This is a genomic window from Streptomyces sp. MNU76 (assembly GCF_020982545.1).
GTDB lineage: Bacteria > Actinomycetota > Actinomycetes > Streptomycetales > Streptomycetaceae > Streptomyces.
The window spans coordinates 671,443-684,759 of the sequence record NZ_JAJKLK010000001.1 but is presented as its reverse complement, the minus strand read 5'-3'; the positions used below and the strand labels follow the sequence as shown (position 1 = coordinate 684,759).

General features: G+C 71.4%; 13 protein-coding genes. 8 read left to right on the top strand and 5 right to left on the bottom strand.

Annotated features, from left to right (window positions below):
* The first annotated feature begins 181 nt into the window (after positions 1–181).
* Positions 182–1,315: a transposase gene (locus tag E4N62_RS02970; RefSeq protein WP_230211790.1), complete on the top strand. Its 1,134-nt coding sequence runs from the start codon at positions 182–184 to the stop codon at positions 1,313–1,315.
* 12 nt (positions 1,316–1,327) lie between these two features.
* On the top strand, positions 1,328–1,543 hold the full coding sequence (locus E4N62_RS02965) for a hypothetical protein (protein WP_230211789.1): 216 nt from the start codon (positions 1,328–1,330) through the stop codon (positions 1,541–1,543).
* Positions 1,544–1,655: 112 nt separating this feature from the next.
* Here E4N62_RS02965 and E4N62_RS02960 read toward each other — a convergent pair whose 3' ends face one another.
* Entirely contained in the window at positions 1,656–3,038 is a 1,383-nt protein-coding gene (locus E4N62_RS02960; protein ID WP_230211788.1) for a glycine--tRNA ligase, read from the bottom strand.
* 215 nt (positions 3,039–3,253) lie between these two features.
* Here E4N62_RS02960 and E4N62_RS02955 point away from each other — a divergent pair, with 215 nt between their 5' ends.
* The 4 genes from E4N62_RS02955 to E4N62_RS02940 all read left to right on the top strand — a co-directional run bounded on the left by E4N62_RS02955 (position 3,254) and on the right by E4N62_RS02940 (position 6,454).
* Complete coding sequence (locus E4N62_RS02955; RefSeq protein ID WP_230211787.1) at positions 3,254–4,216, top strand: metal ABC transporter substrate-binding protein; 963 nt, start codon at positions 3,254–3,256, stop codon at positions 4,214–4,216.
* A 28-nt stretch (positions 4,217–4,244) separates the two neighbouring features.
* The gene (locus E4N62_RS02950; RefSeq protein WP_230211786.1) at positions 4,245–5,012 is read left to right on the top strand and encodes a metal ABC transporter ATP-binding protein; all 768 of its coding nucleotides are present in this window, start codon (positions 4,245–4,247) and stop codon (positions 5,010–5,012) included.
* Between the two features lie 13 nt (positions 5,013–5,025).
* The gene (locus E4N62_RS02945; RefSeq protein ID WP_230211785.1) at positions 5,026–5,970 is read left to right on the top strand and encodes a metal ABC transporter permease; all 945 of its coding nucleotides are present in this window, start codon (positions 5,026–5,028) and stop codon (positions 5,968–5,970) included.
* 70 nt (positions 5,971–6,040) lie between these two features.
* On the top strand, positions 6,041–6,454 hold the full coding sequence (locus tag E4N62_RS02940) for a Fur family transcriptional regulator (protein WP_184894274.1): 414 nt from the start codon (positions 6,041–6,043) through the stop codon (positions 6,452–6,454).
* 89 nt (positions 6,455–6,543) lie between these two features.
* Here the strand turns inward: E4N62_RS02940 and E4N62_RS02935 are convergent, their stop codons facing one another.
* From E4N62_RS02935 to E4N62_RS02920, 4 genes are read right to left on the bottom strand one after another with little or no spacing between them, the layout of a single operon-like run.
* Positions 6,544–7,068, bottom strand: a complete 525-nt coding sequence (locus tag E4N62_RS02935) for a YcxB family protein (RefSeq protein WP_230211784.1) — start codon at positions 7,066–7,068, stop codon at positions 6,544–6,546.
* A gap of 2 nt (positions 7,069–7,070) precedes the next feature.
* Positions 7,071–7,931, bottom strand: coding sequence for an isoprenyl transferase (locus E4N62_RS02930; RefSeq protein WP_230211783.1), 861 nt, complete (start codon positions 7,929–7,931; stop codon positions 7,071–7,073).
* A gap of 42 nt (positions 7,932–7,973) precedes the next feature.
* Positions 7,974–8,723 carry a DNA repair protein RecO gene (gene recO / locus E4N62_RS02925; RefSeq protein ID WP_184894268.1) on the bottom strand — a complete coding sequence of 250 codons (750 nt, stop codon included), beginning with the start codon at positions 8,721–8,723 and terminating at the stop codon, positions 7,974–7,976.
* Positions 8,724–8,781: 58 nt separating this feature from the next.
* Complete coding sequence (locus E4N62_RS02920; RefSeq protein ID WP_215455351.1) at positions 8,782–9,012, bottom strand: hypothetical protein; 231 nt, start codon at positions 9,010–9,012, stop codon at positions 8,782–8,784.
* A gap of 296 nt (positions 9,013–9,308) precedes the next feature.
* Between E4N62_RS02920 and E4N62_RS02915 the strand changes: the two genes are divergently transcribed.
* A complete protein-coding gene (locus E4N62_RS02915) occupies positions 9,309–9,902 on the top strand; it encodes an HD domain-containing protein (RefSeq protein ID WP_230211782.1) in 594 nt (197 codons plus the stop codon).
* A 228-nt stretch (positions 9,903–10,130) separates the two neighbouring features.
* A complete protein-coding gene (locus E4N62_RS02910; RefSeq protein ID WP_230211781.1) occupies positions 10,131–13,226 on the top strand; it encodes an AfsR/SARP family transcriptional regulator in 3,096 nt (1,031 codons plus the stop codon).
* The last annotated feature ends 91 nt before the right edge of the window (positions 13,227–13,317 follow it).

Here is a 13,317-nt window from a genome sequence, read left to right as displayed (position 1 = left end):
GCGTGCTCTCGGCGTGCCGGACGAAAGCCCTCGTACTGAACGTACTTGGGGTTTCGGCCGGTGCGGCGAGAGTGCGTGCCGGGCGCCGTGGGTGCTGTGCGGGACTTTCGAAACACCCCCTAGGGTCATCGGTACCGACCGCGTGCCGGAATACGAGGCGGACGGGTCGCCGAAGGTGAACGTGAGGACCGGCAGGCAGGTCATGGGCCGGTCGGTGGTCGTGCAGAAACTCAACCGGCGGTGGGCGCAGGTGAAGGTGCCCGGCTGCGGCTGGGTCCGCTTCCGCCTCAGCGCCCAGGGCAAGGGCGCGAAACTGCCCGCCGCCAAGACGTTCAGGGTCACCTTCCGCAACGGGCAGTGGCACATCGCCTTCGCCGTCACCCCCGACCCGGTCCCGGCGCCCGGCACGGACACGGTGATCGGCATCGACCGGGGCGTCACCGTCACCGCCGCCCTCTCCGACGGCCGGACACTGAACTGCCCCCAGCTCACGGTCAAGGAACGCGCCCGGATCCGCAAACACCAGCGGCCCGCAGCACGAGCACCGAAAGACAGCCCCGCCAAAGCGACCGAGCATGCGAAGGTGGCCGGGCTCAGGGCGCGGGAGGCGAACCGGCGCAAGGACTGGTGCGAGAAGACCAGCACCCTGCTCGCCCGCTCCTACGGCCTCATCCGGTTCGAGAAACTGAACATCAGAAACATGACCCGCTCCGCGAAGGGAACCGTGGAGCGGCCCGGCAGGCACGTGGCGCAGAAGTCCGGCCTGAACCGGTCCATCCTCGCCCAGGGCTGGGGCCTGCTGCGGCAGCGCACCGGGCACAAGGCCCCCGGCCGGGTCGAGGACGTTCCCGCCCCCTACACGTCTCTGCGGTGCAGTGCCTGTGGGTGGATCGACAAGAACTCGCGCAAGAGCCAAGCCGGGTTCGTCTGTTCCTCCTGCGGCTTCACCTGCAACGCCGACACCAACGCCAGTATCAACATCGCGGCAGGACAGGGCGGGATCCCCCGCCCCCGGCGAGCAGCCGGTGCCGGAGGGACGGCACCGCCCAACCAGCGGTCGAGCGTCCGTGAACCTCAACCCACCCGGGTTGGAATCCCCCTTCAAGGAGGGGGAGGATGTCAATTCAAGAGCAAGGGCTTCGGAAAGGCCTCCGAGAACGACAAGCGCCGCAAGGCCCAGGGGAAGCGGGTCAGGGAGATCCATGAGGCCACCCTCGAACGCTCCTCACGGGTCGTCGTGGCCGGCGACCTCAACGACACACTGACCAGGCCCCCATCAAGCTCCTCCTCGACGCGGGCCTGCGCAAGGCCATGACCCACGAGAGCTATGGCACCCCCGGGCACCCACGGCACCGGCAAACGCGACGAACAGAAGCTCGGCTACCTCATGTTCAGCCCGGACCTGTGGGACCGCGTGGCACACGTCGGCGTGGAACGCCGGGGCATCTGGGCCCCGAGAACCTTCGAGCCCTTCACCACAGTCACCTCAAAACGCAACCAGGCCTCCGACCACGCGGCCCCCTTCGCCGACCTGGACCTGTAGAACGCCGAGTTCCCCGCGCCCGTAAGGGGCGCGGGGAACTGCGCGACCAACAACGAACGACCCGCGGCCGGTCAATCACTCGAGCCAGGCAGAGGCGAACCCGGCCCTGGCATCACGCGCCCACGAGCCGAGCGGCGAGGTACCCCTCGATCTGGTCGAGAGACACCCGCTCCTGCTTCATCGAGTCCCGCTCGCGCACGGTCACAGCGTTGTCGTCGAGCGTGTCGAAGTCGACGGTCACGCAGTACGGCGTACCGATCTCGTCCTGGCGGCGGTAACGCCGACCGATCGCACCCGCGTCGTCGAACTCGATGTTCCAGTTCTGCCGCAGCGCCGACGCGAGCCCCTTCGCCTTCGGGGACAGCTCGGGGTTGCGGGACAGCGGCAGGACGGCCACCTTCACCGGGGCGATCCGGTGGTCCAGGCGCAGCACCGTGCGCTTCTCCAGCTTGCCCTTGGCGTTGGGCGCCTCGTCCTCGGTGTAGGCGTCGAGGAGGAACGCCAGCATCGTGCGGCCGACACCGGCCGCCGGCTCGATGACGTACGGCGTGTAGCGCTCGCCCGCCTCCTGGTCGTAGTACGACAGGTCCTGGCCGGAGGCCTTGGAGTGCGCGCCGAGGTCGTAGTCGGTGCGGTTGGCGACGCCCTCCAGCTCGCCCCACTCGCTGCCGCCGAACTGGAAGCGGTACTCGATGTCGGCGGTGCGCTTGGAGTAGTGGGAGAGCTTCTCCTGCGGGTGCTCGTACCAGCGCATGTTCTCTTCCCGCAGACCCAGGCCGGTGTACCAGTTCCACCGCTCCTGCATCCAGTACTCCTGCCACTTCTCGTCCTCGCCCGGCTTGACGAAGAACTCCATCTCCATCTGCTCGAACTCGCGGGTGCGGAAGATGAAGTTGCCGGGCGTGATCTCGTTGCGGAAGGACTTGCCCATCTGGGCGATGCCGAAGGGCGGCTTGCGGCGCGAAGTGGTCTGCACCTGGGCGAAGTTGGTGAAGATGCCCTGGGCGGTCTCGGGACGCAGGTAGGCGATGGAGCCGGTGTCCTGGGTGGGGCCGAGGTGGGTGGAGAGCAGACCCGAGAACTGCTTGGGCTCGGTGAACTGGCCCTTGTTGCCACAGTTGGGGCAGTTGATGTCGGCCAGGCCGTTCGCCGGGGCGTAGCCCTTCTTCTCCTCGTAACCCTCTTCCAGGTGGTCCGCGCGGTACCGCTTGTGGCACGCGGTGCACTCGGTGAGCGGGTCGGAGAAGGTGGCGACGTGGCCGGATGCCACCCAGACCTCGGAGGCCAGGATGACGGACGAGTCGATACCGACCACGTCCTCGCGCGACGTCACCATGTAGCGCCACCACTGACGCTTGAGGTTCTCCTTGAGCTCGACACCCAGCGGTCCGTAGTCCCAGGCGGCACGCTGGCCGCCGTAGATCTCGCTGCACGGGAATACGAAGCCACGGCGCTTGCTCAGGCTGACGATGGTGTCGATCTTGTCGGCGGCCACGGTGCTCTCTTCATTACGACGACGGGCGACGAAGCGATGCGCTCCTGGAGGAAGCGGACGCGCTTCAGAGCGAATGCTTCAGGTTACCGGCGCGGCCTGCCCTCGGATCAAATCGGTTCGAAGAAGGAGACGGCCGATGCGGGACAAACGCCTTACCAAGGGCTTACCACCCGGCTTGTTGACAATCGTTTCCAGACAAGATGAAAATGACTGTCATGAACGTAGTACGACGACGCCTTCTGATACCCGCGGCGGCGACCGCGGCCGCCGCTCTCGGCCTCACCACTCTCACCGCGTGCGGCGGCGACACCGCCGCCGCGGGCAACACCGACAAGTTCGACGTCGTCGCGTCGTTCTATCCGATGGCCTTCCTCGCCGAGCAGATCGGCGGGAAGCACGTGAACGTCACCAGTCTGACCCAGCCCGGCCAGGAGCCGCACGACCTGGAGATCAGCGCCAAGCAGACGGCCGCGCTCCAGGAGTCGGACGCCGTGCTCTACCTCAAGGGCCTGCAGCCCTCCGTCGACGAGGCGGTCGCGCAGTCCGGCCACGAGACGAAGATCGACGCCGCCACGCTGACTGACCTGGAGCACCACGGCAACGAGGTCGGCGGCCACTCGGAAGAGCACGACGACCACGAGAACGAGGAACTGGAGGGCAAGGACCCCCACGTCTGGCTCGACCCCGTGAAGTACGCCGAGGTCGCCAAGGGTGTCGGCGCCGCCTTCGAGAAGGCCGACCCGGACCACGCGGACACCTACAAGACCAACACCGAGGCCCTGGTCGAGAAGCTGGGCGCGCTGAACGACCAGTTCGCAGGCGGGCTGAGGGACACGAAGACCAAGGTCTTCATCACCACCCACGCCGCCTTCGGCTACCTCGCCGAGCGCTACGGCCTCACCGAGGAGTCCATCACCGGTCTCGACCCCGAGTCCGAGCCGAGTGCCGCCCGGGTCAAGGACCTTGAGAAGATGGCGAAGGCCGACGGTGTGACCACGGTGTTCTACGAGACACTGGTCAGCGACAAGACCGCGAAGACCATCGCCGCCGACGCGAACCTGAAGACCGACGTCCTCGACCCGATCGAGGGCATCACCGAGAAGTCGCGCGGCAAGGACTACTTCGCGGTCCAGGAAGCCAACCTCAAGGCCCTCCAGACGGCCCTGGGAGCCAAGTGACCTTGTTGATCATCCGGAGGCAGCAGGCATGACCGAGCCCGTCATCACGTTGCGCGGCGTCCGCGCCGACCTGGGCTCGCGCACCGTCCTGCGCGGCATCGACCTCACCGTGCGCCGCGGTGAGGTCGTCGCGCTGCTCGGCGCCAACGGCTCCGGGAAGTCCACCGCCGTCCGCACGGTGATCGGGCAGGTGCCGGTCAGCGCCGGCGAGATCGAGCTGTTCGGCACCCCCCGGCGCCGCTTCCGCGACTGGCGGCGCGTCGGGTACGTGCCGCAGCGCACCACGGCCGCCGGCGGTGTCCCGGCGACGGTCACGGAGGTCGTGACCTCCGGCCGGCTCTCCCGCACCCGCCTCGGCATCCTGCGCAAGGCCGACCGCGAGGCGATCCGGCACGCCCTGGACATGGTCGGCATGGCGGACCGCGCCAAGGACTCGGTGAACGCCCTCTCCGGCGGCCAGCACCAGCGCGTCCTCATCGCCCGTGCCCTCGCCTCCGAACCCGAGCTGCTGATCATGGACGAGCCCATGGCGGGCGTCGACCTGGCCAGCCAGGAGGTGCTGGCCGCGACCCTGCGCGAGCAGGTCGCCCACGGCACGACCGTGCTGCTGGTCCTGCACGAACTCGGCCCGCTGGAGCCGCTGATCGACCGCGCGGTCGTCCTGCGCGACGGCTGTGTCACCCACGACGGCCCGCCCCCGAAGGCGGTCGGCCAGCACGCGCTGCCCGGCCACGACCACGTCCACCCGCACGCGGCACCGGGCGCCGAGCCCGTCCGTACGGGTCTGCTGAGCTGAGAAGGCACCCACGATGGAATTCCTCGACTACGCCTTCATGCAGCGGGCCCTGCTCGCCGCCGTCCTCGTCGGCATCACCGCGCCCGCCATCGGCATCTACCTCGTCCAGCGCCGTCAGGCCCTGATGGGCGACGGCATCGGCCATGTCGCGATGACCGGCGTCGGCCTCGGCTTCATGCTCTCCTGGTCGCCGGTCTGGATGGCGACGCTGGTGTCCGTGGTGGGCGCGGTACTCATGGAGCTGATCCGCTGGTACGGCAGGACGCGCGGCGACATCGCGCTCGCCATGCTCTTCTACGGCGGCATGGCCGGCGGTGTGATGCTCATCAACCTCGCGCCCGGCGGCACCAACGCCAACCTGATGTCGTTCCTCTTCGGCTCGCTGTCGACCGTGTCACAGGAGGACATCACCGCGATCTGCGTGCTCGCCGCGTTCGTGATCGTGATGACGCTGGGGCTGCGCCGGCAGCTGTTCGCGGTCAGCCAGGACGAGGAGTTCGCCCGGGTGACCGGTCTGCCGGTGCGGGCGCTGAACCTGCTGACGGCGGTCACGGCGGCGGTGACCGTGACGGTCGCCATGCGCGTCGTCGGACTGCTGCTGGTGTCCGCGCTGATGGTCGTGCCCGTCGCCGCCGCACAGCAGCTCACCCGCAGTTTCGCGGCGACGTTCGCGATCGCCGTGGCCCTCGGGGTGACCGTGACGATCGGCGGCACGGTCACCTCGTACTACCAGGACGTGCCGCCCGGCGCGACGATCGTGCTGCTCGCCATCGCCGCGTTCATGGTGCTGACCGCGCTGGCGACACCGCTGGCCAGGCGCCGCGCGCGGGCCCTGGAGACGGCGCCCGGGGACCCGGCGGAGTGCGGGGTCCCGCAGGCCCGGGAGGCCGCCGGGACGGGTGTGGCGAAGGACACGGTTCCGGCCGCCCGGGGCTCCGCCGAGGGGTCCGCGGGCTGACCGGCGGCTGAACGGGGTCGACGGGGGCTGGCACAATGGCCCCGCAAGACCGCTACGTGAGGAGGCAACGGTGACGACCGCCGGACCTGTACGAGGTCGTTCCACCCGGCAGCGGGCGGCCGTGGCCGCGGCACTGGACGAGGTCGACGAGTTCCGCAGCGCGCAGGAACTCCACGACATGCTCAAGCACAAGGGCGACTCGGTCGGGCTCACCACCGTGTACCGCACGTTGCAGTCCCTCGCCGACGCGGGCGAGGTCGATGTCCTGCGCACCTCCGACGGCGAGTCCGTGTACCGCCGCTGCTCGACCGGCGAGCACCATCACCACCTGGTCTGCCGGATCTGCGGCGCGGCCGTGGAGGTGGAGGGCCCCGCGGTCGAGAAGTGGGCCGACGCGATCGCCGCCGAGCACGGCTTCGTGAACGTCGCCCACACGGTGGAGATCTTCGGCACCTGCGCGGACTGCGCGGCCAAGACGTCGTAGGGCGCGCGTCGGCGGGTGCGGGTGCGTGGGACTTCTCGCGCAGTTCCCCGCGCCCCTCAAAGGCCGGGGCTCCGCCCCGGCCTTTCCCTCTACAGCCGGGTCAGGCCCTCGCGGTTCAGGACGGCGCGGAGTCGGTCGGCGTCGGCGGGGGTTGCCAGGCCGCGCTTCGGGAGCACGGTGAGACGGGGCGCGTGGGCGCCGCTGAGCAGTACGAAGGTGTGCGGGGTCTCCGCGTACCGGGAGACCTGGGACCAGCGGGCCGGACGCTCGGTGCCCCGGTCGTGCGCGACCGTCACGCCCCACGGGTCCAGCACGGCGCGGTGCAGCCCGAGGGCCGCCGCCCGCCGGTGCAGGAGGCGGGCCTGGAGCCGCGGCAGCAGGACGAGGCCGCCCGCCGCCGCCACCGGCGTCACCAGGGCCCGTGCGTCGGGCAGGGCGCCCAGGGCGAGCGTCACGACCGTGACGAACAGGCCCGCCCCGGCGGCGAACAGCAGCAGGCCCTGGCCCCACCGGCCGGCGGCCGAGGCGCGCGCGGACACGCGTACCGCCTCGCGGAAGTCCCCGACCGCCGCCCGGTACACCAGCTCCACGTTCTCCCCGCCGGCCCGCGTCACGGTCAGCCCTCCGTCCGGCCCTCCGTCCGGCCCTCCATCGCGGCTTCCATCGCGAGGAGTTCCTCGTTCGGGACGGCGCCGCCGAAGCGGCGGTCGCGGGAGGCGAACTCCACGCACGCCCGCCATAGGTCACGGCGGTCGAAGTCGGGCCACAGCACGTCCTGGAAGACCATCTCGGCGTAGGCGCTCTGCCAGAGCAGGTAGTTGGAGGTGCGCTGCTCACCGCTGGGGCGCAGGAAGAGGTCGACGTCCGGCATGTCCGGGTAGTAGAGGTACTTCGCGAAGGTCTTCTCGGTGACCTTGGAGGGGTCGAGGCGGCCCGCGCGGATGTCCTCGGCGAGGGCCTGGGCCGCGTCGGCGATCTCGGCCCGGCCGCCGTAGTTCATGCAGAAGTACAGCGTCAGCAGGTCGTTGTCCTTGGTCTGCTCCTGCGCGACCTGGAGTTCCTTGGCGACCGACTTCCACAGCTTCGGCATCCGGCCCACCCAGCGGACCCGGATGCCGAGTTCGTCGAGCTGGTCGCGGGTCTTGCGGATGAAGTCGCGGTTGAAGTTCATCAGGAAGCGGACCTCGTCGGGCGAGCGCTTCCAGTTCTCGGTGGAGAAGGCGTAGAGGGAGATGTTGCGGACGCCGACCTCGATCGAGCCCTGGAGGACGTCGAGCACGCGCTCGGCGCCGACCTTGTGGCCCTCGGTGCGCGGCAGCCCGCGCTCCTTGGCCCAACGGCCGTTGCCGTCCATGACGATCGCCACGTGCTCGGGGACCAGCTCGCCGGGGAGCTTGGGCGCGCGGGCGCCGGACGGGTGCGGCGTCGGCGCCTTGTACTCGCGGCGCTGACGCCCGAGGAACCCGCGTACCACCATGTGCTTCTCGTCTCCTTAGGGGTGCCGGTGGGTCGGTCGTGCCTACGACTTCTCCACGTACCGAAGGGAGCGCAGGCCGCGCTCCAGATGCCAGTGCAGATAGGCGGACACCAGCCCGCTGCCCTCCCTGACGTGCCGCGGCTCGCTCGCGTCCGCGGTCTCCCAGTCTCCCGTAAGGAGCGCGGCAAGCAGTTCCAGCGTCTGTGGCGAGGGTACGACGCTGCCGGGCACCCGGCAGTCCACGCAGACGGAGCCTCCGGAGGCGACGGAGAAGAAACGGTTCGGGCCGGGCATGCCGCACTTGGCGCAGTCGCTGAAGGTGGGGGCGTAGCCGTTGACGGCGAGGGAGCGCAGCAGGAAGGCGTCGAGGACCAGGTGCGGGGCGTGTTCGCCGCGGGCGAGGGTGCGCAGCCCACCGACGAGCAGCAGGTACTGCTGCACGGCGGGCTCGCCCTCGTGGTCCGTGAACCGCTCGGCGGTCTCCAGCATGGCCGTCCCGGCGGTGTAGCGGGCGTAGTCGCTCACGATGCCGCCGCCGTAGGGAGCGATGGTCTCGCTCTGGGTGCACAGGGGCAGCCCGCGTCCGACCAGCTCGCTGCCGCGCGCGAAGAACTGCACGTCCACGTGGGAGAAGGGTTCGAGCCGCGCGCCGAACTTGGACTTGGTCCGCCGTACCCCGCGCGCCACGGCCCGCACCCGCCCGTGCCCACGGGTGAGCAACGTGATGATCCGGTCCGCTTCACCCAGCTTCTGGGTGCGCAGCACGACACCGTCGTCCCGGAAAAGGCTCATGCCGCCCATTCTCGCCTACGGCCGGTGCGCGGCGGGACCTCGTCCGGCGGTCATCCCTTCAAGGGACCTCGCCCCGGCTGCGTGCGTTCTCGTAGGCCGTCGCGGCCCGCAGCCGTTCTATGGTCGTCGCGGCCCGTACGACCTCGGGGGCGCAGTCCCACTCCCTTCCGCCGCCGACCGGCCGGAGCTGTACGTAGGGCCCCTCGTGGCCCATGACGCGGCCGACCTGCCCGGTGCGGGTGTCCACCGCATAGGTGCCGATCGCAGGTTTCCTCCCGTTGCCGTTCACCGCAGGGCCGCCGCCGAGAGGCCCGGTGACGACAGAACAATTCCCGCCTTTTCTGCCGTCCGCCGCAATTCCTCCACCGATTCCTCCGCCTCTTCGACGCGCCCGCCGAGTACCGTCCCCCGAGCCTTCTCCACCTGCCTTCACGGTGCTCCCCCGCACCATCGAATTTCACTCTTCGCATCTCCTCAATGACCCGCTGTGTCTAAACTCGGCTGGAGTCTGTCCCGCACAACTCCGGGTCCGCGCGGATGCGTCGAATTCGCCCGACGGCCCCCGCGGACCGGTAGACACATCCCGTGAATTCGTCGCGCCCCACCGATCCGCTGACCGCCGTCACCGACCCGCCACTGCGCCCCCTGCCCGAGCGAGCCGTGACGCTGCTGCGAAGCCTCGGCGCCCCGCCCCGGCTCACGGCACACCTACGGCTCGTCCACGACGTGGCACACGAACTGACCGCCTGGTTGGAACAGCGGCACCCCCGGCTGCCGTTCGACCGCGCGGCCGCGCTCTTCGGGGCGGCCACGCACGACATCGGGAAGATCACGCACCCCGGGGAGCTGTCGGGCCCCGGCTCCGCGCACGAGGAGGCCGGGCGCCGGCTGCTGCTGGAGCACGGGGTCGAGCCGGAGTCGGCCAGGTTCGCGGCCACGCACGCGGCATGGGCGGGGCCCGGCGTCGGGGTGGAGGACCTGCTGGTCTCCCTGGCCGACAAGGTGTGGAAGAACAAGCGGGTGCGGGAGCTGGAGGACCTCTTCGTCGGCCGGCTGGCGGAGGTGAGCGGCCGGCCCGTCCGGGAGGAGTTCCTCGCCCTCGACGACCTCCTCGACCCGCTCGGGGCCGGCGCGGACCGTCGGCTGGCCTTCCAGGCGTCGTACCCCGTACACCGGTAGCCCGGCGGTCCTCGTAGCCCGGTGGCCCTCACAGCATCGTCACAGATGGTCCTCACACACGGGGGGAATCTCCGCGTCGTCCACCTAAGATTCCCTTCGGTTGCCCCGTTTTCCGACAACTCCGCGGCGCATCACGCGGCATGGGAAACCACTCGCCGTACACGAGCGTCGAACGGTGCGTGAGAAACCGCTGTCCCGGCGGTCCGACAGCACGGAAGATGGGGACCCGTGGAGCTGGAATTCCGACTGCTCGGCCCGGTCGAGGCATGGCACGGTGACAGACCCCTGCGGCTGGGCGGCCCGAAACCGCGCGCGCTGCTGGCCGTGCTGCTGCTGCGGGCCGGACAGGTGGTGCCCGCCGACGCGCTCGTGGACGTGATCTGGGGGGACGACCCCCCGGACACGGCACGGGCGCTGGTGCAGACGTACGTGTCGGCCCTGCGCCGGGCGCTGCCCCCTCAGACGGCGGAGGCGATCGAGACCCGGCCGCCGGGATACGTGATGCGGCCCGGCGTCGGCCGGGTCGATCTGGCGGAGTTCGAGGCCCGCACCGCCGACGGGCGGCGGGCCGCCGCCGAGGGCGACCCCACGGAGGCCGCGCGGCTGCTGCGCCAGGCGCTGGAGCTGTGGCGGGGCCCGGCGCTCGGCGGGGTCGGGGAGGCGCTGCGGGGTGAGGCCGGGCGGTTGGAGGAGGCACGGCAGGCGGCCCTGGAGGAACGGATCGCCGCCGAGCTGGAGACCGGCGGGCACGAGGCGGAACTGGTCACCGAACTGACCGCGCTGGTCGGCGCGCATCCGGCCCGGGAACGGCCGCGCGGGCAGCTGATGCTGGGCCTCTACCGGCTCGGCCGACAGGCCGACGCGCTGGCCGTCTACGCGGAGGGCCGGGCCGTGCTCGCCGAGGAGCTGGGCCTCGACCCGGGCCCGGAGCTGAACCGCCTGTACGAGGCCATCCTGCGGGCCGACCCGGCCCTGCTCGCCGCGACGGCGGCGCCCGCGGCTCCGGGGCCCGTCGGCACGGCCCCGCCCCGGGCGGTGTCGCTCCTGCCGCCCGCCATCGGCGACTTCACCGGTCGGCAGGAGGAGCTGGCCCGGGTCGTCGAGAAGCTGACCGCCGCCCGGGAGGCGATGCCCGTCGTCGTGGTCTCGGGGGCCGCCGGGGTCGGCAAGTCCACGCTCGCCGTGCAGGCCGCGCACCGGGTCGCCGGTGCGTACCCCGACGGGCAGCTCTACGCCGAACTGCACGGCTTCAGCGAGCCCGTGCCGCCCGCCGAGGTTCTGGGCCGACTGCTGCGGGCGCTCGGCGCCGACCCGCCGGAGGACACGGCCGAACGCGGCGACCTGTTCCGCAGCCTGGTCGCCGGACGCCGGATCCTGCTGGTCCTCGACGACGCGAACGGCGAGGCCCAGGTACGGCCCCTGCTTCCGGGCAGCGCCAGCTGCGGGGTCCTGGTGACCTCACGGGCCCGGCTCGGCGGGCTCGTCGGGGCGCGCCGCACCGACCTGGACGTCCTGGACGACGCCCGCGGACTCGAACTGCTCACCAGGGTCACCGGCCCGGAACGCACCCCGGACGACCCGCGCGAACAGGCCGCGGCCCGCCGGATCGTCGAGCTGTGCGGCGGGCTGCCGCTGGCCCTGCGGATCGCCGGCGCCCGCCTCGCGACCCGGCGGCACTGGACGCCCAGCGTCCTCGCCGAGCGGCTCGCCGACGAACACCGCCGCCTGGACGAGCTGTCCGTGGGCGACCTGGAGGTCCGGGCCGGGCTCGGCCTCAGCTACCAGGCGCTGGACGAGTGCGCCCGCCGCGTCCTGCGCCGTATCGCGACGCTCGGTTCGGCCGACGTCGCCGTGTGGGCGGTCGCCGCGCTCTCCGGCATGACCGAGGACGGGGCGGAGGAGGTCCTCGAACGACTCCTGGACGCCCAGCTGATCACCTGCCCCGGCACCGACCAGATCGGCCAGCCCCGCTACCGCCTGCACGACCTGGTCCGCGTCTACGCCGCCGAACGCGCGGAGGCCGAGGACCCCGCGGAGGACCGCACTGCGGCGGTGGGCAGGGCACTGTCGGCCGGCCTGTGGCTGATGGACAGGGTGACGGAGGAGGCACCTTCGGGTGCGGTGATCCTGAGACAGGGGTTCCGCCTCAAGGGGCGCGGGGAACTGCGCGAGCAACCACACACGATCGACAGCCGCGAACCGACCGAAGCCCCCTCCCCGGTAGGCGCACAGACCACCCGCCGCGCTCTGACAGACCCTTTCGCCTGGTTCGACGCCGAAGCCGACACCCTCACCACAGCCGTCGAACGGGCGGCAGCCCTCGGCCTGCACACCCTCGCCTGCGAAGCGGCAGCGGCCCTGTGCTCCTCCTCGTTCGCCATCAAGAACCGCTTCGACGCCTGGTGGCGCAGCCACGACGCCGCCCTCGCCGCGGCACGCCGGGCCGAGGACCGCTCGGGCGAGGCCCTGCTGATCATCGGCCTCGGACAGCTCCGCTACGAACAGGACCGCATCGCCGAGTCCCAGGAGTACTTCCGCACCGCCGAGCGCATCTGCACCGAACTGGGCGACGTCCGCGGCCGCTCCGCCGCCCTCGCGGGCCTCGGCAGCGCCTGCCGCGAGGTCGGCGAACTCCGCGACGCGGAACGGGCGTTGACCGACGCCGCCGAGGGCTTCCGACGGGTCGGCGACGACACGGGCGTCGGGGTCGCCTGCCGGTACGGCGGTTCCGTACGCCTCGAACTGGGCGACCAGAAGGGCGCGTTCCCGCTGCTCGACGAGTCGCTGCGGGCCTATCGGCGGCTCGGCAGCCGACGCGGCGAGGCGCTGGCGCTGCGCACGCTCAGCCTGGTGCACCGCTCGCTGGACGCGTACGAGGAGGCCGCGCGCGTGGCGGAGCAGGCGCTGGAGATCCTGCGCGACCTCGGCGACCCGCACATGGCGGCGTACGCGCTGCGGGCCCGGGTCAAGGCGCGGCTGCGGCTCGGGCACGTGCGGGAGGCGGAGACGGAGCTGCACGAGATCCTGGAGGTCTGCCGGACCCACGAGGACCGTTTCGGCGAGGCCCTGACGCTGCGCACGCTCGGCGAGTGCGCGCTGGCCGACGGGCGGCTGACGGACGCGGAGGGGCTGCTGACGGCCTCCGCCGCGCTCTGGGGCGTCCTCGCCCTGCCGCTGCCCCGGGCCCGCGCCCTGCGCAATCTGTCGGTGGTCCGGGCCGCGCTCGGGGACCGGACCGGCGCGGAGGAGCTGCGGGCCGAGGCCATGGGGGTGTTCAACGCCTGCGAGGCCCGCGAACGGCACGAGCCGTGGCCGTGGGTGTGATCCCCCGGGCACGTGACCTGGGTGACGCAGGCGCGTTCCGGACGGTCGGGCAGGCCGAAACCCGTTTGCGGCGGACTTGCAGAGAACTTCC